This window comes from Aeromicrobium wangtongii (assembly GCF_024584515.1).
Classification (GTDB): Bacteria; Actinomycetota; Actinomycetes; order Propionibacteriales; family Nocardioidaceae; genus Aeromicrobium; species Aeromicrobium wangtongii.
Genome location: NZ_CP102173.1, coordinates 1047708 through 1066690 on the forward strand (window position 1 = coordinate 1047708; position 18983 = coordinate 1066690).

Below are 18983 nucleotides of genomic sequence, written 5' to 3' on the forward strand. Positions count from 1 at the left end.
ACTTCTTGCATGCGCATCCACATCGCCGCCGACCACGCCGGCTACGAGCTCAAGACCCACCTCATCGACTGGCTGACCACCCAGGGTCACGAGCCGGTCGATCACGGCGCCCACACGTACGACGCCGATGACGACTACCCGCCGTTCTGCATCGCCGCCGCGGCGGCCGCCGTGGCCGATCCGGAGTCGCTCGCGATCGTGATCGGCGGATCGGGCAACGGCGAGCAGATCGCCGCCAACAAGGTCAAGGGCGCTCGCGCGGCGCTGGCCTGGAGCACCGAGACGGCATCGCTGGCGCGCCAGCACAACAACGCGCAGATCGTCTCGGTGGGCGCCCGCATGCACACCGCCGACGAGGCCGTCGCGATCGTCGAGGCGTTCCTGACCACGCCGTGGAGCGATGCGGCCCGCCATCAGCGCCGCATCGACATGCTGCTGAACTACGAGGAGACCGGCGAGCTTGCCTGAGGGGCACACGCTCCACCGGCTCGCGGACGACCTCACCGCCACCTTCGCCGGGCACGCGGTCAGGTCGTCCAGCCCACAGGGCCGCTTCGCCGCCGAGGCGGCCCGGCTGGACGGCCGCGTGCTGGAGGGCGCGGAGGCGTACGGCAAGCACCTGTTCGTCTCGTTCGCCGACGTGCCGTCGGTCGTCCACGTGCACCTGGGGCTGTACGGGTCGTTCGTGATCTCCCCGGGCACGGCGCATCCCGTCGTGGGGCAGGTCCGCTGGCGGCTGGAGTCGGAGGCGACGGCCGATCTGCGCGGACCCAATGCGTGCGAGCTGCTGGCGCCGCCGGAGGTCGACGTGATCATGTCCCGGCTGGGCCCGGACCCGTTGCGCGCCGACGCCGACCCGGATCTGGCGTGGCACCGCATCCACCGGTCCGACACGCCGATCGCCGCGCTGCTGATGGACCAGAAGGTGCTGGCCGGCGTCGGCAACGTCTACCGCGCCGAGGTGCTGTTCCGGCACGAGGTCGCGCCGATGACGGCCGGACGACGCCTCACCCGCCGGCGCTGGACCGCGATGTGGGACGACCTGTGCGCGCTGATGCGAGTCGGTGTCGAGCGCGGCCGGATCGACACGGTCCGGCCGGAGCACGAGCCCGAGGCGATGGGCCGCCCCCCACGCGCCGATGACCATGGCGGAGAGGTCTACGTGTACCGCCGGGAGGGCATGCCCTGCCTGGTCTGCGGCACCGCGATCCGGCGCCGCGACGTGGCGGGGCGGAATTTGTTTTGGTGTCCTTCCTGCCAGCGTCGCCACTAGGCTCTGACCCGTGAACCGGAGCCTGCGCCGCGCCCTGCCGTCGGTCGCGCGATATCTCGATGAGCGCATCGTGCGCTGGCGCACCGGCACGTCCGAGGGCCAGGCGGCGGTCTTCCTGGTGCTGCTCGCGCTGTCCGGCGCGATCCTGGTCGCATCGCTGGTCAGCTACACCGTCTTCCCCGCGGCCACCTTCGTCATCCCCTTGCTGCTGGGGGCGATGGCGCTGCGGTACCGGCCGCTGCTGACGCTGGTGCTGGTCATCGTCGTCTGCGTCGCCGTGACGGTCGTGCGCCAGTACTTCAGGGCCGTCGAGATGGGGCAGGAGGGCATCACCGCCGGACGCATCAGCAACCTGGTCACCATGGCCGTCGTGGCCGCCCTGGTGCTCTACGAGTCCAGTCGTCACCGCAGCGGCCTGCCCGGCCCTCTCGGCGAGGCGATGCTGGTCGACCTGCGCGACCGCCTCCAGGCTCAGGGCGTCGTGCCGGCGCTGCCCGACGGATGGCGCTCGCAGAGCGCGATGATCTCCTCGGGCGGTACCAAGTTCGCCGGCGACTTCCTGGTGGCGAACCTGTCCGAGGACGAGACCAGGCTGGAGATGGTCCTGGTCGACGTGTGCGGCAAGGGCGTGGCCGCGGGGACCCAGTCGCTGCAGTTCGCCGGGGCGCTGGGCGGGCTCATCGGCGCCCTGCCACCACTGGGCCTGTTCTCGGCGGGCAACGACTTCTTGTTGCGACAGAACTGGGACGACGGATTCGCCACGGCGGTCCACGTCCTGATCGACCTGAGGACGGGCGAGTACTCGATCACCAACGCCGGTCACCCCCCGGCGCTGCGCTGGGACGCCCCGGCACAGGAGTGGGTCGTCGACGGCGCCCGCGGCACGGCGCTGGGCATCGTCAAGCGTCCGGACCTCCACCAGACGACCGGTCGGCTCGAGGTCGGCGACGCGTTGATGTTCTACACCGACGGCGTCGTGGAGTCGCGGTCGCAGGACTTCACCAGCGGCATCCAGTGGCTCCGCGCGACCGCCAAGGACGTCGTCCGCTCCGGATTCGACCAGGCGCCGCGCAACATCATCAACCACGTCGTGACCGGAGACGACGACCGTGCCGTGCTGATCCTGGACCGGTCGGCCGTCGCGGCTCGTACGTCTGCCGGCCCTCCGGACGAGCCGCGATCGCTGCAGTACCTGGAGACCGTGCAACCCGAGGGCATCCGGCACCCGCAGGAGCTGTGAGCGAGCACCGACCCCGACCGGTTCACGCTGACGGGCCGGGCTGTGGCATCATGGTTCCGCTGCTTCGGCAGCACCCGCGGACGTAACTCAATTGGCTAGAGTCTCTGCCTTCCAAGCAGAATGTTGCGAGTTCGAGTCTCGTCGTCCGCTCCGCTGAGAGGCCCCTCATCGAGGGGCCTTTCGCAGTTCCGGTGGTCTACGTCGTCACCACCACGTCGGCGTGCTGCCGGGTGGCCTCCTGCGTGAAGTGCTCCGCCTCCTGCGCGGCCCACATGTCCCAGAACGGCGCGTACGTGCCGCCGTCGCGGGCCAGCGCGCGCTCCTTGCGGACCGCGGTCGGAGCGTCGACCCAGATCAGCAGGCTCAGGTACGGCCGCAGGATCGCGGCCCCGCTGCCCACGCCGTCCAGGATCAGCAGACGGGTCGGCAGGACCCGCAGCAGGCGGCCGGGTCGGTGGTGCTCCCAGTCCCAGCGCGGCACGGTGCCGATCCCGTCGGCCGCGACGGTCTCCAGGACGCCGGCGATCAGCGGGGGAGTGGCCGCGAGACCGTCCCACCCCGGGTAGACGTCCTCGAGGTGCAGCACCCGCGCGCGGGCCGCCTCGGCCAGTCCCGCGACGAAGCTGGTCTTGCCGGCGCCGCTCGGGCCGTCGACCGCCACCACGGTCGTGGAGCCGCACGCGGGTTGACGATCACCGATCACCTGCAGGATCTGGTCGTACCGGTGCGACGTCATGGCCCCAGTGTCCTCTAGACTGACGCGGCTACGGGATGTAGCGCAGCTTGGTAGCGCGCGCCGTTTGGGGCGGTGAGGTCGCAGGTTCGAATCCTGTCATCCCGACGGGCCGAAGGTCTGCTTCCGGCCAGTTCCCGGTCGTGAGAGACTGGAGGGACGCTTCCGCGGCCGATTCCGGCCGCAGCGGGCCAAGCCCGGCCCCACCACCCGAGATCATGCAGGAGTCACCCACGTGAAAAGCACCACCGAGACACTGAGCCCGACACGGATCAAGCTCACCATCGAGGTGCCGTTCGAGGAGTTCAAGCCCAGTCTTGACGCCGCCTACAAGACCATCGGCTCGCAGATCACCATCCCGGGCTTCCGCAAGGGCAAGGTCCCCGCGGCGATCGTCGACCAGCGCGTCGGTCGTGGAGCGGTTCTCGACGAGGCCCTCAACGCCGCCCTGCCCGGCTGGTACAGCCAGGCCCTGCAGGACACCGACGTCCAGCCGCTGAGCCAGCCCGAGATCGACCTCTCGACGTTCGAGGACGGCGAGCCCATCGTGGTCACCGCCGAGCTCGACGTCCGCCCCGAGCTGACGCTGCCCGACGTCTCCACCATCGAGGTGACGGTCGAGGACGCCGAGGTGACCGAGGACGACGTCAACGAGCAGCTCACCGCCCTGCAGGAGCGCTTCGCGACGTTCGCCGAGGTCCAGCGTCCCGTCGCCGAGGGCGACTTCCTGACGATCGACCTGTCGGCCGCCCAGAACGGTGAGGCGATCCCCGAGGCGCAGGCCGAGGGCATGCCGTACTCGGTCGGCAAGGCCACGATGCTCGAGGGCCTCGACGAGGCCGTCATCGGCCTGTCGGCCGGCGAGTCCAAGACCTTCACGACCCAGCTGGTCGGCGGCGAGCTGGCCGGACAGGACGTCGACGTGACCGTCACGGTCAAGGACGTCAAGGAGCAGCAGCTGCCCGAGCTCGACGAGGAGTTCGCGCAGACCGCCTCGGAGTTCGACACGATCGAGGAGCTCAAGGCCGACCTGACGGACCGCGTCACCCGCGGCAAGCGCATGCAGCAGGCCAACGAGGCCCGCGACCTCGTCCTGGACGAGATCGTCAGCGCCATCGACGCCCCGCTGCCGGAGAGCCTCGTCGCCGAGGAGATCTCCAGCCGCCGTCAGCAGATCGAGCAGCAGCTCGCGATGGCCGGCGTGCCGTTCGAGAAGTACCTCGACGACGAGGAGCAGACGGTCGACGAGTTCGAGGCCGAGCTGGAGAAGCGCGTCCGCGACTCGCTGGTGGCTCAGTTCGTGCTCGACCAGATCGTCGCGAACGAGGAGTTCGGCATCGACGACGCCGAGCTGTCGCAGCACATCATGCGCCGCGCCCAGCAGTCCGGCGAGGACCCGAACTCCTACATCCAGCACATCATGGAGCACAACCACGTGCCCGAGATGGTCAGCGAGGTGCTGCGCGGCAAGGCGCTGGCATCGCTGGTGGAGTCGGCCAAGGTCACCGACAAGTCCGGCAACGTCATCGAGCTGTCCAAGCTGCGCGCCGACGGCACCTTCGCCGACGACGAGGCCGATGCGGACTCGGACGCCGACGAGAGCGCTGACAAGGCGTGATCGATCCCTCCCCGCGGGGAGGTTCACATCCCGGGCGGGAAGCGGCAGCATGAACGACATGCCTGCCGCTCCCGCACGGACCACTGATGTCGCGGCGCTGGCTCTCGACTACGGCGACCGCCTGATCGTCGGGACCGCCCGCGACATGCACCGCGCCATGGCCGCGCGCGCCTTCAGGGCGACGCGGCTGGTGGGCGGTCATGTCCCCGAGTCGTTGCACGATGCGGTGGTCACATCCGTCTACGGAGCGATCTCCGGCACGCTGCGCGTCTCCAGCGGCACCGTCCGCGCGCTGGCCACGCGCGGTGTCGGTCGTCCCATCGAGTCGGGGCGGCGTGGGCGGCTGGTCGTGGCCACGATCAACGGCCTGATCGGCGACGAGCTGCGGATGCTGGACGATCCGCAGGCCATCTCGATGGCCGTCCGCTCCGAGGGCGCCGACGTCCCGGTGACCGGCTGGCAGCTGGCCGAGGCGTTCCGCGGCGCCACCAGCCATCCGGTGATCTTCGTGCACGGCCTGTGCGAGAACGACGAGTCGTGGTCCAACGGGGCCAAGGTCCACGGCACGACGTACGCCGAGCGCATCGCCGACGAGACCGACGGGACGCCGGTCATGATCCGCTACAACACCGGGCTGCACATCTCCGAGAACGGCCAGCACCTGGACACGCTGGTCCAGCAGCTGGTCGAGCACTGGCCCGTCCCGGTCACCCGCATCACGCTGGTCGGTCACTCCATGGGCGGACTGGTCGCCCGCGCCGCGACCAATCACGCGACCGCCGCCGGAGCGACCTGGCAGCACCTGGTGCGCGACGTCATCTGCCTGGGCACGCCGCATGCCGGGGCGCGCCTGGAGAAGATCGCCCACGTCGGGTCGCGCCTGCTGCGCTTCTGGCCCGAGTCGACGCCGATCGGCGCGATCCTCGAGCAGCGGTCCGCCGGGATCGTCGACCTTCGGCACGGCTACATCACCCGCGACGAGTGGGAGGGGCAGGACCTCACCGCGCAGTGGGGACTGGACCGCATCGCCGCCGCCCCGCTGCCGCACGCGGAGTACCACTTCGTCGCCTCGACCCTGGCCGCCTCGCAGAAGCATCCGCTGAGCTCGGTGCTGGGTGACCTGATGGTGCACTTCTCGTCGGCCACGGGCGTCGGACCTGCCGGCCCGATCGTCGACGGGGCGCGGTTCGAGTACCTGCCGAGCGTCCATCACTTCGCCCTGCTCAACCACCCGCAGGTCGCGGACTGGATGGTCTCGTGGATCAACGCCCACGACCGCGATCCGCGCGCCATCGCCGCGCCCGGGCAGGCCTGACGTGGGAGACCAGCCCGCCCTGGAGGCGTCGATCGAGATCGCCGCGAGCCCCGACGAGGTGTGGGCGCTCGTGTCCGACCTGCCGGCGATGAAGCACGCCAGCCCCGAGCTCGTCGGGACGCGGCTGCTCGGACGTCCCGGGGTGGGCCGGCGCGGCCTCAACCTCAACCGGCGCAAGGGATTCGTGTGGCCCACGATCACGCGGATCACCCGCTGGAAGCCGCCCGTGCACGATCGCGGTCGCGGCGCGCTGGCCTTCCACGTGTGGCCGACCGACGTCGAGTGGTCGTACGAGCTGACGCCGGTCGGCGACGGCATCGCGACGGTGCTGACCGAACGGCGCACCGCGGTGGTCGACCCGTCCTGGATCGTCCGGGCCACGGCGCGGCTGGCCCTCGGAGGTGCGGACTCGCACGACCGGGAGATCCTGGCCGGCATGCACCGCACGCTCGCGCACTACCGGCGGGCCGCCGAGCGCTGAGCCCGGCTCGGCGTCAGCGGTCGACGAGGGTCAGCTCGAACGCGTACAGATCGGGTCGGTAGGCGTGGCGGCCGTACTCGACGGCGCGTCCCGCGTCGTCGTAGGCCGTGCGCTGCATCGACAGCAGCGGTGCTCCCTTGCGCTCGCCCAGCAGCCTGCCCTCCTCAGGCGTGGCACCGCGCGCGCCGATGCGCTGTCGGGCGACGCGCATGACGACGCCCGAGTCGCGCAGGAGGGCGTACAGCCCCGTCTCGGCGAGGTCGACGGCGGCGAGATCGACGACGTCGACCGGGATGTAGTTGTGCATGAGGGCCAGCGGCTCGCGATCGACCCAGCGCAGGCGCTCCAGCGACCAGACATCGGCCCCCCGCATGAGCTGGAGCTCGCGGGCGACGTCCTCGTCCGCGGGCACCTTGCCGACGGAGATGACATCGGTGCGCGGCTGCTTGCCGGCCGCGACCAGGTCGTCGAACAGGCTGGTGAGCTCGACGGAGCGACGGATCTTGCCGTGCACGACCTGCGTGCCCACGCCCCGCTTCCGCACCAGCATTCCCTTGTCGACCAGCACCTGGATGGCCTGTCGCATCGTCGGGCGCGACAGCCCGAGCTCCGCGGCGAGCGCGATCTCGTTGTTGATGCGCTCGCCGGGCGCGATCGTGCCGTCGACGATCGCCCGCTCGAACTGCTCCGCGATCTGGAAGTACAGCGGCACGGGGCTGGAGCGGTCGAGGACGAATTTGGGGCCGGCCATGCGCACAATGTAGCCCCATCCGAGCGAATGTCCTTATGTCATGACAAATGCTTGACAGTCGCTATGTCGTGGGTCACACTCGCTGTCACGACGAATGGAAGATCCGAGGAAGCCGTGCCGTCACACCGCGAGCCCCAGGGCCGGGCCCCCCTCCGCATTGCCGGTGCACCGATCTCGTGGGGCGTCTGCGAGGTACCCGGTTGGGGCTACCAGATGTCCGCCGAGCGGGTCCTGACCGAGATGCAGTCCCTCGGACTGACCGCGACGGAGTTCGGACCCGACGGCTTCCTGCCGGGCGACCCCTCCGCGAAGGCAGCGTTCCTCGACGGATTCGGCCTGCACGCCGTCGGCGGATTCCTGCCGGTCCTCCTGCACGACCCCGGACACGACCCGTTCCCCGAGGTCGACCGCTTCGTCGATGCCTGCCTGGCATCCGGCGCGGGAGTCGTCGTGCTGGCCGCCTCGACCGGGGCCGAGGGGTACGACGCGCGGCCCGTCCTGGACGACCAGCAGTGGACGACCCTGCTCGGCAACCTCGACCGCATCGCAGAGCACGCCACGTCGCGGGGTGTCGTGGCCGCGATCCATCCGCACATCGGCACGGTGGTCGAGAACGCCGACGACGTCCAACGGGTGCTCGAGGGATCGCACGTCGGGCTGTGCGTCGACACCGGCCATCTCACCGCGGCCGGAGCCGATCCCGTCGCCCTCACGCTGGCGAACCTGTCGCGGGTCGAGCACGTCCACCTCAAGGACGTCGACGCCGCCACCGCCGCCCGGGTCGTGTCGGGCGAGCTCGCCTTCACCGATGCCGTCGCCGCGGGGATGTGGCGGGTGCTCGGTCAGGGCGACGTCGACGTCCGCGCCATGATCGACGCACTCCGCAGCCACGGCTACTCCGGCTGGTTCGTCCTCGAGCAGGACGTCATGTTCACGGACGGGGCCCCGACGGGCGAGGGCCCGGTCGCCGATGTGCGGGCCTGCCTCGACTTCGTGAAGGCGGCGCTGGCATGACCGCCCACGAGCTCATCACGATGGGACGGGTGGGCGTCGACATCTATCCCGAGCAGATCGGGGTCGGCCTCGAGGACGTCACCTCGTTCGCCAAGTTCCTCGGTGGCAGCGCGACCAACGTCGCCGTCGCGGCTTCGCGCCTGGGCCGCAGGTCGGCCGTCGTGACCCGCACGGGCGACGATCCCTTCGGCCGATTCGTCCACACGGCGCTCGGCGGCTTCGGCGTGGACGACACGTTCGTGTCCGCGGTCGACGGGCTGCCCACGCCCGTCACCTTCTGCGAGATCTTCCCGCCGGACGACTTCCCGCTGTACTTCTACCGCGAGCCGAAGGCACCCGACCTGACGATCCGCGTCGACGATCTGGACCTCGACGCGATCCGGGCCGCGGACGTGTTCTGGGTGACCGTCACCGGTCTGTCGCAGGAGCCCAGCCGCGAGGCCACGCTGGCCGCGCTCGAGGCACGCGGCAGGAAGGCAGGCACCGTGCTGGACCTCGACTACCGACCGATGTTCTGGGAGTCCGCCGAGCTGGCGACCGCCCAGGTGCAGGCGGCGCTGCCGTACGTCACCGTGGCCGTCGGCAACCGCGAAGAGGCGCAGGTCGCCGTCGGTGAGACCGATCCGCCGGCGGCGGCCAAGGCGCTGCGATCGGCCGGCGTCGAGCTCGCGATCATCAAGCAGGGACCTGGCGGGGTGCTGGGCGTGCGCGGTGACGAGTCGGTCGTCGTGCCGCCCGTCCCCGTCGACGTGGTCAACGGCCTCGGCGCGGGCGACGCCTTCGGCGGCGCGCTGGTGCACGGACTCCTCAGTGGCTGGGACCTCACCCGCGTGCTGTCCTTCGCCAACGCCGCGGGAGCCTACGTCGCCGGCCAGCTGTCATGCTCGGACGCGATGCCCACGGTCGACCAGGTCGACGCCGTGCTCACCAGAGGGAGGGTCTGATGCGGGTCACCGCGAAGGACATCGCAGAGATCGTGTCCGTCCGCGTCGAGCACCCCGAGCGCATCGCCGAGCTGGCCGCCGCCCGGGTCCAGCCCGATGGTCTGGTCGGCAGCACCGGACGCCTGTTGCTCGTGGCGGCCGACCATCCGGCCCGTGGGGCGCTGCGCGCGGGTGACGACCCCCTTGCGATGGGCGACCGCGCCGAGCTGCTCAGTCGTATGGTGCGTGCCCTCGAGCGTCCCGGCGTCGACGGCGTGCTCGGCACCGCCGACGTCATCGAGGACCTCCTGCTGCTGGGGTCGTTGGAGGGCAAGGTCGTGATCGGCTCGATGAACCGGGGCGGACTGGCCGGGACGGACTTCGAGATCGACGACAAGTTCACGGCCTACGACGCCGCATCGATCGCCGCGGCGGGGTACCAGGGCGGCAAGATGTTGTTCCGCATCGATCCGCGCGATCCCGCGACGCCGGCCACGATGCAGGCCTGCGCGGAGGCCGTACGAGATCTGGCGGACCACCGGGTCATGGCCATGGTGGAGCCCTTCATCTCCGGTCGTGACGCGGCGGGCCGCCTGCGCAACGACCTGTCGACCGAGGCCGTCGTCCGCTCGGCGAACGTGGCCGCCGGGCTCGGGCCCACCTCGGCGTACACGTGGCTCAAGCTGCCCGTGGTCGACGACATGGAGGCCGTCCTCGCGGCGTCCACGCTGCCCGTGGTGCTGCTGGGCGGCGAGGTCTCGGCCGACCAGGACGCCCAGTTCGCGACGTGGTCCAAGGCCCTCACGAGCCCGACGGTGCGTGGCATGGTCGTGGGTCGCTCACTGCTTTTCCCGCCCGACGGCCAGGTCGAGGACGCGGTCGATGCGACGGTGGAGATGATGACAGCGTGAGCCCGGTGCTGCGATCAGGTGAGTCGGCTGCCGACCGGTTCGCCCTCGAGATCACCCCGAAGTCGGCCGGGTGGGAGTTCAGCGGGCTGCGGATCCTCGTGCTCGCGGCCGGTCAGGCCGAGGAGCTCGACACCGACGACTCCGAGGTCGTCGTGCTGTCACTGGGCGGATCGGCCGTGGTGACGGTCGACGGCCACGCCTTCTCGCTGGCCGGACGCCGCAGCGTCTTCGACGGGCCGAGTGACGTCGTGTACGCGCCGCGGGATGCGCGGCTGTCGATCTCCAGCACCGACGGCGGACGCTTCGCCCTCGCCTCGGCCGTGTGCAGCGAACGTCTCGAGCCGGCGTACCTGCCCACGCAGGACGTGCCGGTCGAGCTGCGCGGCGCCGGGCAGTCGAGCCGCCAGGTCAACAACTTCGGCGTGCCGGGAGTGCTGGCCGCCGATCGCCTCATTGCGTGCGAGGTGCTGACGCCCGGCGGCAACTGGTCGTCCTATCCACCGCACAAGCATGACCAGGAGCGCGACGGCGAGACCTCGCTGGAGGAGATCTACTACTTCGAGATCGCCGACGGACCCCACGGCCCCGGCATCGGGTTCCAGCGCGTCTACGGCCACGAGACCGCCGACATCGACATCTCGGCCGAGGTGCGCACCGGGGACGCCGTGCTGATCCCGCACGGGTGGCACGGTCCGTCCATCGCGGCTCCCGGCTACGACATGTACTACCTCAACGTGATGGCCGGACCCGGCGCGGAGCGGGCGTGGCTGATCTGCGACGACCCCGCCCACACCTGGATCCGCGACACCTGGGCCGACCAGCCCGTCGATCCCCGACTCCCGTTCGGAGGACAGCGATGACGGTCCTGACCGTGGCGCAGGCAGTCGTCCGCTTCCTCGAGGCGCAGCACACCGAGCGCGATGGCGTCGAGCGGCCGTTCTTCGCCGGCTGCTGGGGCATCTTCGGCCACGGCAACGTCGCCGGGGTGGGGCAGGCGCTGCTCGAGCGTGACCGGTCGGACGACCCGTCCCGCCTGCGCTTCCTGCACGGCCGCAACGAGCAGTCGATGGTCCACGCCGCGGTGGCGTACGCCCGCCAGCGGGACCGCCTCGCGACGATGGCCGTCACGAGCTCCGTCGGGCCCGGTGCCACCAACATGGTGACCGGCGCCGCTCTGGCCACGATCAACCGGCTGCCTGTGCTGCTGCTGCCGGGAGACACCTTCGCGACCCGCGTCTCCAGCCCCGTGCTGCAAGAGCTCGAGAGCCTCCAACAGGGCGATGTCTCGGTGAATGACATCTTCCGCCCCGTGTCGGTGCACTTCGACCGCGTCAACCGCCCCGAGCAGCTCGCCTCGGCGCTGCTGCACGCGACGCGCATCCTCACCGATCCCGCCGAGACCGGCGCGGTGACCCTCGCGCTGCCGCAGGACGTGCAGGCCGAGGCGCACGACTTTCCCGACGAGCTGTTCGCGAAGCGGGTCTGGCACGTCGCGCGCCCCGTGCCGCAGCCTGCGGCGCTCGACCGGGCGGTCGCGGTGATCCGCTCGGCGCGCCGCCCGCTCGTCGTCGCCGGCGGGGGAGTCACCTACTCGGGTGCCAACGACGCCCTGCGCGCCTTCGCCGAGGCGACCGGCATCCCGGTCGCGGAGTCCCAGGCCGGCAAGGGAGCCCTCCCGTACGACCACCCGCAATCGGTCGGGGCGATCGGCGTGACCGGCACGACGGCCGCGAACGCGCTGGCCGCCGAGGCCGATGTCGTGATCGGGGTCGGCACCCGCTACAGCGACTTCACGACCGCTTCCCGGACGGTGTTCGAGGCGGACGGTGTCCGATTCGTCAACCTCAACGTCTCGGCGTTCGACACGCACAAGCACTCAGCCGTCAGCCTCGTCGCCGACGCCCGCGAGGGACTTGCCGCGCTGACGCGAGCGCTCGCCGGATGGACCGCGGAGCCGGCGCACACCGCCCGCGCGACCGAGCTCGCGGGGGAGTGGGACGCGGTCGTGCAGCGCGCGTACGACGGGGAGGGCGCGCCCCCGGTCGCCGATGGGCTCGCGATCCAGTCGCAGGTCATCGGCGCGGTCAACGAGCTGTCCGATCCGCGCGACATCGTCGTGTGTGCGGCCGGTTCGATGCCCGGCGACCTGCACAAGCTCTGGCGCACCCGCGACCGCAAGGGATATCACGTCGAGTACGGCTTCTCCTGCATGGGATACGAGATCCCCGGCGGGCTCGGCGTCAAGCTCGCGGCCCTCGACGAGGAGCGTGACGAGGGGGCGGACCCGCGCGACGTCTTCGTGCTGGTCGGCGACGGCTCGTACCTGATGATGAGCTCCGAGCTCGTCACCGCGGTGGCCGAGGGCATCAAGCTCATCGTGGTCCTCGTGCAGAACCACGGCTACGCCTCGATCGGGGCGCTCTCGGAGTCCCTCGGCTCGCAGCGTTTCGGCACGGCGTACCGCTACCGCACCGACACGGGGCTCGACGGTGACAAGCTGCCGGTCGACCTGGCGGCGAACGCGGCGAGCCTCGGAGCCGATGTGCTGACGGTGGCCGGGATCGAGGAGCTCCGCGACGCGGTGCACGTGGCCCAGAAGTCGGCCCGCACGACGGTCATCCACGTCGAGACCGACCCCCTGGTCCCGGCGCCCGACAGCCCCGCCTGGTGGGATGTCCCCGTGGCAGAGGCGTCCGCGTTGCGCTCGACACGCGAGGCTCGCCGCACCTATGACGACCACAAGACCCGGCAGCGTGATTACCTGACCCCGTCGTCCGACTCGGCGGATCTTGCATGACCGGCACGACCACATCGAACGTCCCGACCGCACCGAGGCGCCGGGGCATCACAGCAGAGGCAGGAACTCCATGAAGAAGATCACCATCGTCGGCGCCGTTGCGGCCGCGAGCGTCCTCCTTGCCGCGTGCAGCGGCACCGGCAAGGAAGATGCGACCAAGGAGAACTCCCAGGACCTGACCTACGCGGTCATCACCCACAGCAGCTCGGGCGATGCCTTCTGGGACCGGGTGAAGTCGGGCGCCGAGAAGGCCGGCGACGACTACGGCGTCAAGGTCGAGTACAGCTCGGACCCCGATCCGGCCAAGCAGTCGCAGCTGATCGACGGCGCGGTGGCCGACAAGGTCGACGGCATCGTCGTGTCGATGGCCAACCCCGACGGGCTCGAGGACAGCATCAAGAAGGCCGTGGCGGCCGGCGTCCCGGTCGTGACGATCAACTCCGGCGTCGACAAGTTCAAGCAGTTCGGCGCGATCACGCACATCGGCCAGACCGAGACCATTGCCGGCGAGGCCGTCGGTGAGCGGCTCAAGGGCGAGGGGTACAAGAACGTCGTGTGCGTCATCCAGGAGGCCGGCAACATCGGTCTGGAGGAGCGCTGCAAGGCGGTCGGCTCGACCTTCGGCGGCAAGGTCTCCAACCTGCAGGTCGACGGCACCGACGACAGCGCTGTCCAGGCCACGATCACGTCGCAGCTGCAGACCGACAAGGCGATCGACGTCGTCCTGACGCTCGGCGGCCAGTACGCGATCGACGCCGTCGGCGCGGTGGAGCAGTCCGGCAGCAAGGCGAAGATCGCCACGTTCGACCTGTCGGAGGACGTCATCAAGAACATCCAGGACGACAAGATCCTCTTCGCGGTCGACCAGCAGCCCTACGTCCAGGGATTCCTGGGCGTCACCACGCTGTACCTGAAGGACATCAACGGCAATGACGTCGGTGGCGGCCAGCCGGTCAACTCCGGGCCGGCCTTCATCACCAAGGAGAATGCGGACGCGGTGCTCAAGTTCGCCGCCAACGGAACCCGCTGACGGTTCATCCGACGAGGGAGCAGAACATGGCAACAGCCACCGTGGGGGACGAACGCATCTCGCAGACGTCCACCCTCACCAAGCTCATGAAACGCCCGGAGATCGGCGCACTGGTCGCGGCCGTCGTCATCTTCGTGTTCTTCGCCGTCACCACCGAGGCGTTCGCCACCGCCAGCGGGGCCAGCACATGGCTGCGTGGCGCGTCGACGATCGGCATCATGGCGGTGGCTGTTGCGCTGCTCATGATCGGCGGGGAGTTTGACCTCTCCGCCGGTGCGATGACCGGGTTCACCGGTCTGGTCGTCGGGGTGCTGACCACCGAGTACGGCCTCAACATCTGGGCGGCGATCTTCGTGTCCCTGGCCCTGGCGCTGATGATCGGGGCGATCAACGGCATCCTGGTCATGCGGACGGGGTTGCCGAGCTTCATCGTGACCCTGGGGACGTTCTTCGTCCTGCAGGGCATCGACCTGGCCGGCACCAAGGCCCTCATCGGTCAGGTCGCGATCCAGGGCATGTCCAACGTCCCGTACTACGACCAGGCCAAGAAGATCTTCGGCTCGTCGATCGACGTCAACGGCTCGGGCGCCGGCGGCCAGATCTACGCCTCGGTCTTCTGGTGGATCGGCATCACGGCGGTGGCGACCTGGGTGCTCCTGCGCACCCGGACGGGCAACTGGATCTTCGCGGTCGGCGGTCAGCAGACGGCAGCCCGGCAGATCGGTGTCCCGGTGCTCAAGACCAAGGTCGGGCTGTTCATGACGACCGCGGGGGCCGGTTGGCTGGTCGGCATGCTGCTGCTGTTCACGACCTCGACCGTCCAGAGCAACACCGGCGTGGGGCAGGAGTTCATCTACATCATCTGCGCGGTGGTCGGCGGCTGCCTGATGACTGGGGGCTACGGATCGGCGATCGGCGCCGCGTTCGGCGCCCTCATCTACGGCATGGTCAACCAGGGAATCGTCTACTCGGGCTGGGACAACAACTGGCTCCGGGCCTTCCTCGGAGTGATGCTCCTCGGTGCGGTTCTTCTCAACGAATGGGTACGCAAGCGAGCGGAGACAGCACAATGAGCGTTGACAGCGAACAGCCGGAGACCGGCTCCGGCGCGTCCCACGGCCTGTCGAGCGCCGCGCTCCCCCCGGTGGGCACCGCGATCCTCGAGGTGCGCGACATCGGCAAGCACTACGGCAACATCATCGCGCTGAGCGAGATCACGACCTCCGTGCGCGCCGGCGAGGTCACCTGCGTGCTCGGCGACAACGGCGCCGGCAAGTCGACCTTCATCAAGATCCTCGCGGGCGCCCACCAGCACAGCGACGGCGAGCTGATCATCGACGGCGTGGCGACCACATTGGGCAGCCCTCGCGAGGCGCTCGAGCTCGGGATCGCGACGGTCTACCAGGACCTCTCAGTCGTCCCGCTCATGCCGGTGTGGCGCAACTTCTTCCTCGGCTGCGAGCTCACCAAGGGTGTGGGACCGTTCCGCAAGCTCGACGTCGAGCAGATGAAGCTGATCACCAAGAGTGAGCTCGCCGCGATGGGCATCGACCTGCGTGACGTCGACCAGCCAATCGGCACGCTGTCGGGCGGTGAGCGGCAGTGCGTCGCGATCGCCCGCGCGGTCTACTTCGGCGCGCGGGTGCTGATCCTGGACGAGCCCACGGCGGCGCTCGGCGTCAAGCAGTCCGGTGTCGTGCTGAAGTACGTCGCCAAGGCCCGCGACCGCGGCCTCGGCGTCGTCTTCATCACCCACAACCCGCACCACGCCTACCCGGTCGGCGACCGCTTCATGCTGCTTCGCCGTGGCAAGAGCATGGGTGACTTCCCGAAGCAGGAGATGACCCTCGAGGAGCTGACCGCGATGATGGCCGGTGGCGCCGAGCTGGAGTCCCTCGCCCACGAGCTGGAGAAGACGATGGGGCCCGACTCCGAGATCGCGAAGACCATCAAGGCCGATTCGCCGTGACCCAACCCGTTCGGGTCGGCATCGTCGGCTTCGGCTGGATGGGGCAGGTGCATGCGCGTGCCCTGTCCCGCTTGCTCCAGCACTATCCCGAGTCCCCGCTCGTGCCCCGGCTCGTGGCGGTGGCCGACAACGCCCCCGACCACCGCACCCAGCGGGCAGCCGCGGCCTACGGCTTCGAGCGCCAGCTGACGGACTGGCGCGAGCTGGTGACCGACGACGAGATCGATCTCGTGTGCGTGACCGGGCCGAACTTCATCCATCGTGACGTCGCCGTCGCGGCCGCGGGGGCCGGCAAGCACCTGTGGGTCGAGAAGCCCGCAGGACGCAACGCCGCCGAGACCGCCGAGATCCTCGCCGCGGTGGAGGCGGCCGGCGTCCAGGCCGCCACGGGCTTCAACTACCGCAACGTGCCGGCCGTCGACCGCGCCCGCGAGATCATCGCGTCGGGACGCATCGGCGACGTCGAGCACAGCATCGTGCGGTTCCTGGCCGACTACTCGGCCGATCCCGACGCAGCCCTGTCGTGGCGGTTTCGCAGCGAGTTCTCCGGATCGGGGGTGCTCGGTGACCTGGTCAGCCACGCGGCCGATCTGGTCCAGCACGTCATCGCCGACTTCGACGAGCTCGTGGTCGACCGGGCCACGTTCATCCCGCAGCGGCGTGCGGCGATCCCCGGCGCGATGCACTACGAGAAGGGCGCCGGTGACCTCGGCGACGTCGAGAACGAGGACTACGTCAACGCGCTCTACCGGCTCAAGGACGGCTCGCGGGGCATCCTGGAGTCCAGCCGCACCGCCGTGGGCGAGCAGAACACCTACGGATTCGAGGTGCACGGCACCAAGGGCGCCCTCGCGTGGGACTTCCGCCGCATGAACGAGCTGCGCGTCTGCGCCGGTCAGGACTACCTGAACGGCTTCTACGCCACGGAGTACGCCGGACCGGGCGACGGCGAGCTCAGCTTCTTCCAGCCCGGCACCAACAACCCCATCGGGTTCGACGACCTCAAGGTCATCGAGGCGCGCCGTCTGGTCGAGTCGATCGCGACCGGCAAGCCGGTCGGCGCCACGATCCACGACGCGCTGGCCGCCGCCAAGATCCTGGACGCCATGGTGCTGTCCTCCGACGAGCGAAAGTGGGTCACCCTGTGAACCAGCGACTGAGAGTCGGCGTCGTCGGCGCCGGAGCGATGGGCGCCTCCCATGTCGGGACGCTCGCGGCCGGTGTCCCGGCCGCCCAGGTCACGCGCGTGTTCGACCTGGACACCGCGCGGGCCAAGGACGTGGCGAGCGCGGCGGGCGGCGAGGCAGCAGAATCCGCCGACGCCCTGATCGCCGACCCCGAGGTCGATGCGATCGTCATCGCGTCACCGGACTTCACACATGCCGATCTCGCGATCGCGGCCATCGAAGCCGGCAAGCACGTCATGTGCGAGAAGCCGCTCGCCGTCACGGCCGACGACGCCCGACGTGTCGTCGACGCCGAGGTGGCGGCCGGCCGGCGCTTCGTCCAGGTCGGCTTCAACCGCCGGTTCGATCCGGGCTTCCAGGATCTCAAGTCATCGATCATCGACGGATCGTTGGGCGAGGTGCGGGTCCTGCACGGCATCCACCGCAATGCGTCGAACGCGACCAGCACCGACGATGCCGGGCTCGTGACGGGATCGATGATCCACGAGTTCGACACCTTCCGCTGGCTGCTCGACGGCGAGATCATCGGCATCCGGGTGGAGTCGCCGGTCACCGAGGGTTTCCGCGATCCGCAGGTCGCCACGCTGTGGACCGACGGAGGGCAGATGATCACGGCCGAGGTATTCGTCAACGCTGGCTACGGCTACGACGTCCGGGTCGAGGTCGTCGGCACGGGCGGATCGGCGTCCCTCGAGCCCCGCACGCCGGTCATTCGCCGGATCTCGGGCCAGGGCGGCAGCGCCATCGGCAGCGACTTCGTGGCGCACTTTATCGAGTCGTACCGGCTCGAGCTGGCCGCGTGGGCGGACGCCGCCCTGCGTGGCGACGTCGTCGGCGCGAGCGCGTGGGACGGCTATGTGGCCAACCTGGTCGCCGGCGCCGGTGTGGCCGCGCTGGGCTCGGGCGCCCGGGAGACCGTCGACGTGCCGGAGCGTCCGGAGCTGTACGGGTGAGCTTCCAGCTGGCCGTCTGCTCCGAGATGGTCTTCACGGACCTGCCGCACCTCGAGCGCGTGGAGCGCATCCACGCGGCCGGGTTCGCGGCGGAGATCTGGGACTGGACGACCAAGGACGCCCCCGCGCTCGTCGCGACCGGGGCGGACTTCACGTCGATGACCGGATACGTCACGGGTGACCTGATCACGAGCGAGGGCGCCGACGACCTGCTCCGCACGGCCGAGCGGTCGATCGCCTTCGCACAGGCGATCGGGTGCCCGTCGCTGAACCTGCACGGCACGGGCCTCGGCGAAGGTGGTCTTCCTGTTCGCCCCGTCGAGGTGGTGACCGGTGACATGTGGCTGGCAGCCGGACGGACACTGTCGCGCATCGCCGAGCTGGGGGAGACCCACGGCGTGACGTTCGTGCTGGAGAACCTCAACACCGAGGTCGACCACCCCGGGACGCCGTTCGCGAGGGCCGCTGACACCGTGGCGCTGGTCGCAGCGGTCGACAGCCCGCACCTCAAGCTGAACCTGGATCTGTACCACGCTCAGATCGGCGAGGGGAATCTCGTCCAGCTCCTCCAGCGCGCCGCGCCGCACCTCGGCGAGGTGCAGGTCGCGGACGTCCCGGGACGCTGTGAGCCGGGCACCGGCGAGGTGCGCTGGCCGTTCGTGGCACGCGCGCTGGCCGATGCCGGCTACGAGGGCGTCGTCGCGATGGAGGCCTTCGCGATCGACCCGTCGGTCGAGGGCAGCGACCGGGCCCTCGAGGCCTTCCGCGAGGCCTTCACCGTCTGACCA

At 70.1% G+C, this 18983-nt stretch carries 19 protein-coding genes and 2 tRNA genes; 19 read left to right on the forward strand and 2 right to left on the reverse strand.

Features of this window, described 5'->3' with window-relative positions; all coding sequences use genetic code 11:
* The first annotated feature begins 9 nt into the window (after positions 1-9).
* The 4 genes from NQV15_RS05315 (at position 10) to NQV15_RS05330 (ending at position 2663) form a co-directional block, all read left to right on the forward strand.
* Positions 10-468 (forward strand): ribose-5-phosphate isomerase, encoded by a 459-nt coding sequence (locus tag NQV15_RS05315; protein WP_232398567.1) that lies wholly within the window; start codon positions 10-12, stop codon positions 466-468.
* Positions 461-1273 carry an Fpg/Nei family DNA glycosylase gene (locus tag NQV15_RS05320; RefSeq protein ID WP_232398568.1) on the forward strand — a complete coding sequence of 271 codons (813 nt, stop codon included), beginning with the start codon at positions 461-463 and terminating at the stop codon, positions 1271-1273. Before NQV15_RS05315 ends, NQV15_RS05320 begins: the two co-directional genes overlap by 8 nt.
* 10 nt (positions 1274-1283) lie before the next feature.
* Positions 1284-2513, forward strand: a complete 1230-nt coding sequence (locus NQV15_RS05325; protein ID WP_232398569.1) for a PP2C family protein-serine/threonine phosphatase — start codon at positions 1284-1286, stop codon at positions 2511-2513.
* A 76-nt stretch (positions 2514-2589) separates the two neighbouring features.
* Positions 2590-2663 (forward strand) — tRNA-Gly (locus tag NQV15_RS05330).
* A 46-nt stretch (positions 2664-2709) separates the two neighbouring features.
* On the opposite strand, the gene NQV15_RS05335 is transcribed toward NQV15_RS05330, so the two are convergent.
* A complete protein-coding gene (locus NQV15_RS05335; RefSeq protein WP_232398570.1) occupies positions 2710-3249 on the reverse strand; it encodes a nucleoside/nucleotide kinase family protein in 540 nt (179 codons plus the stop codon).
* 31 nt (positions 3250-3280) lie between these two features.
* Here NQV15_RS05335 and NQV15_RS05340 point away from each other — a divergent pair.
* The 4 genes from NQV15_RS05340 to NQV15_RS05355 all read left to right on the forward strand — a co-directional run bounded on the left by NQV15_RS05340 (position 3281) and on the right by NQV15_RS05355 (position 6660).
* Positions 3281-3354 (forward strand) — tRNA-Pro (locus NQV15_RS05340).
* Between the two features lie 127 nt (positions 3355-3481).
* A complete protein-coding gene (gene tig, locus NQV15_RS05345) occupies positions 3482-4864 on the forward strand; it encodes a trigger factor (RefSeq protein ID WP_232398572.1) in 1383 nt (460 codons plus the stop codon).
* A 58-nt stretch (positions 4865-4922) separates the two neighbouring features.
* Entirely contained in the window at positions 4923-6179 is a 1257-nt protein-coding gene (locus tag NQV15_RS05350) for an esterase/lipase family protein (protein WP_232398573.1), read from the forward strand.
* 1 nt (position 6180) lies between these two features.
* Positions 6181-6660: an SRPBCC family protein gene (locus tag NQV15_RS05355; RefSeq protein ID WP_232398575.1), complete on the forward strand. Its 480-nt coding sequence runs from the start codon at positions 6181-6183 to the stop codon at positions 6658-6660.
* A gap of 13 nt (positions 6661-6673) precedes the next feature.
* On the opposite strand, the gene NQV15_RS05360 is transcribed toward NQV15_RS05355, so the two are convergent.
* Entirely contained in the window at positions 6674-7411 is a 738-nt protein-coding gene (locus tag NQV15_RS05360) for a GntR family transcriptional regulator (protein ID WP_232398576.1), read from the reverse strand.
* Positions 7412-7624: 213 nt separating this feature from the next.
* Here NQV15_RS05360 and NQV15_RS05365 point away from each other — a divergent pair, with 213 nt between their 5' ends.
* From NQV15_RS05365 to NQV15_RS05415, 11 genes are all read left to right on the forward strand, one after another.
* The gene (locus NQV15_RS05365) at positions 7625-8425 is read left to right on the forward strand and encodes a TIM barrel protein (protein WP_232398577.1); all 801 of its coding nucleotides are present in this window, start codon (positions 7625-7627) and stop codon (positions 8423-8425) included.
* Positions 8422-9369, forward strand: coding sequence for a 5-dehydro-2-deoxygluconokinase (iolC, locus tag NQV15_RS05370; RefSeq protein WP_232398579.1), 948 nt, complete (start codon positions 8422-8424; stop codon positions 9367-9369). The genes NQV15_RS05365 and iolC overlap by 4 nt, the downstream gene beginning before the upstream one ends.
* A complete protein-coding gene (locus NQV15_RS05375; RefSeq protein ID WP_232398580.1) occupies positions 9369-10259 on the forward strand; it encodes a Cgl0159 family (beta/alpha)8-fold protein in 891 nt (296 codons plus the stop codon). Before iolC ends, NQV15_RS05375 begins: the two co-directional genes overlap by 1 nt.
* Positions 10256-11119, forward strand: coding sequence for a 5-deoxy-glucuronate isomerase (gene iolB / locus NQV15_RS05380; RefSeq protein WP_232398581.1), 864 nt, complete (start codon positions 10256-10258; stop codon positions 11117-11119). Before NQV15_RS05375 ends, iolB begins: the two co-directional genes overlap by 4 nt.
* Positions 11116-13056, forward strand: a complete 1941-nt coding sequence (gene iolD / locus NQV15_RS05385; protein ID WP_232398582.1) for a 3D-(3,5/4)-trihydroxycyclohexane-1,2-dione acylhydrolase (decyclizing) — start codon at positions 11116-11118, stop codon at positions 13054-13056. Before iolB ends, iolD begins: the two co-directional genes overlap by 4 nt.
* 70 nt (positions 13057-13126) lie before the next feature.
* Complete coding sequence (locus NQV15_RS05390; RefSeq protein ID WP_232398584.1) at positions 13127-14086, forward strand: sugar ABC transporter substrate-binding protein; 960 nt, start codon at positions 13127-13129, stop codon at positions 14084-14086.
* Between the two features lie 26 nt (positions 14087-14112).
* Complete coding sequence (locus NQV15_RS05395) at positions 14113-15159, forward strand: ABC transporter permease (protein WP_232398585.1); 1047 nt, start codon at positions 14113-14115, stop codon at positions 15157-15159.
* Positions 15156-16055, forward strand: coding sequence for an ATP-binding cassette domain-containing protein (locus tag NQV15_RS05400; RefSeq protein ID WP_232398586.1), 900 nt, complete (start codon positions 15156-15158; stop codon positions 16053-16055). The genes NQV15_RS05395 and NQV15_RS05400 overlap by 4 nt, the downstream gene beginning before the upstream one ends.
* Positions 16052-17203: a Gfo/Idh/MocA family protein gene (locus NQV15_RS05405; RefSeq protein WP_232398587.1), complete on the forward strand. Its 1152-nt coding sequence runs from the start codon at positions 16052-16054 to the stop codon at positions 17201-17203. Before NQV15_RS05400 ends, NQV15_RS05405 begins: the two co-directional genes overlap by 4 nt.
* A complete protein-coding gene (locus NQV15_RS05410; protein WP_232398588.1) occupies positions 17200-18195 on the forward strand; it encodes a Gfo/Idh/MocA family oxidoreductase in 996 nt (331 codons plus the stop codon). The genes NQV15_RS05405 and NQV15_RS05410 overlap by 4 nt, the downstream gene beginning before the upstream one ends.
* On the forward strand, positions 18192-18980 hold the full coding sequence (locus tag NQV15_RS05415) for a TIM barrel protein (RefSeq protein WP_232398589.1): 789 nt from the start codon (positions 18192-18194) through the stop codon (positions 18978-18980). The genes NQV15_RS05410 and NQV15_RS05415 overlap by 4 nt, the downstream gene beginning before the upstream one ends.
* Positions 18981-18983 lie beyond the last annotated feature (3 nt).

What these genes read in the sequence shown, in the direction of transcription:
- NQV15_RS05395 (WP_232398585.1), top strand. Translation starts at nt 14,113, where the DNA reads ATGGCAACAGCCACCGTGGGGGACGAACGCATCTCGCAGACGTCCACC.
- NQV15_RS05360 (WP_232398576.1), bottom strand. Translation starts at nt 7,411, where the DNA reads ATGGCCGGCCCCAAATTCGTCCTCGACCGCTCCAGCCCCGTGCCGCTG.
- NQV15_RS05365 (WP_232398577.1), top strand. Translation starts at nt 7,625, where the DNA reads ATGTCCGCCGAGCGGGTCCTGACCGAGATGCAGTCCCTCGGACTGACC.
- NQV15_RS05375 (WP_232398580.1), top strand. Translation starts at nt 9,369, where the DNA reads ATGCGGGTCACCGCGAAGGACATCGCAGAGATCGTGTCCGTCCGCGTC.
- NQV15_RS05315 (WP_232398567.1), top strand. Translation starts at nt 10, where the DNA reads ATGCGCATCCACATCGCCGCCGACCACGCCGGCTACGAGCTCAAGACC.
- NQV15_RS05400 (WP_232398586.1), top strand. Translation starts at nt 15,156, where the DNA reads ATGAGCGTTGACAGCGAACAGCCGGAGACCGGCTCCGGCGCGTCCCAC.
- NQV15_RS05335 (WP_232398570.1), bottom strand. Translation starts at nt 3,249, where the DNA reads ATGACGTCGCACCGGTACGACCAGATCCTGCAGGTGATCGGTGATCGT.
- iolC (WP_232398579.1), top strand. Translation starts at nt 8,422, where the DNA reads ATGACCGCCCACGAGCTCATCACGATGGGACGGGTGGGCGTCGACATC.
- NQV15_RS05390 (WP_232398584.1), top strand. Translation starts at nt 13,127, where the DNA reads ATGAAGAAGATCACCATCGTCGGCGCCGTTGCGGCCGCGAGCGTCCTC.
- NQV15_RS05350 (WP_232398573.1), top strand. Translation starts at nt 4,923, where the DNA reads ATGCCTGCCGCTCCCGCACGGACCACTGATGTCGCGGCGCTGGCTCTC.
- iolD (WP_232398582.1), top strand. Translation starts at nt 11,116, where the DNA reads ATGACGGTCCTGACCGTGGCGCAGGCAGTCGTCCGCTTCCTCGAGGCG.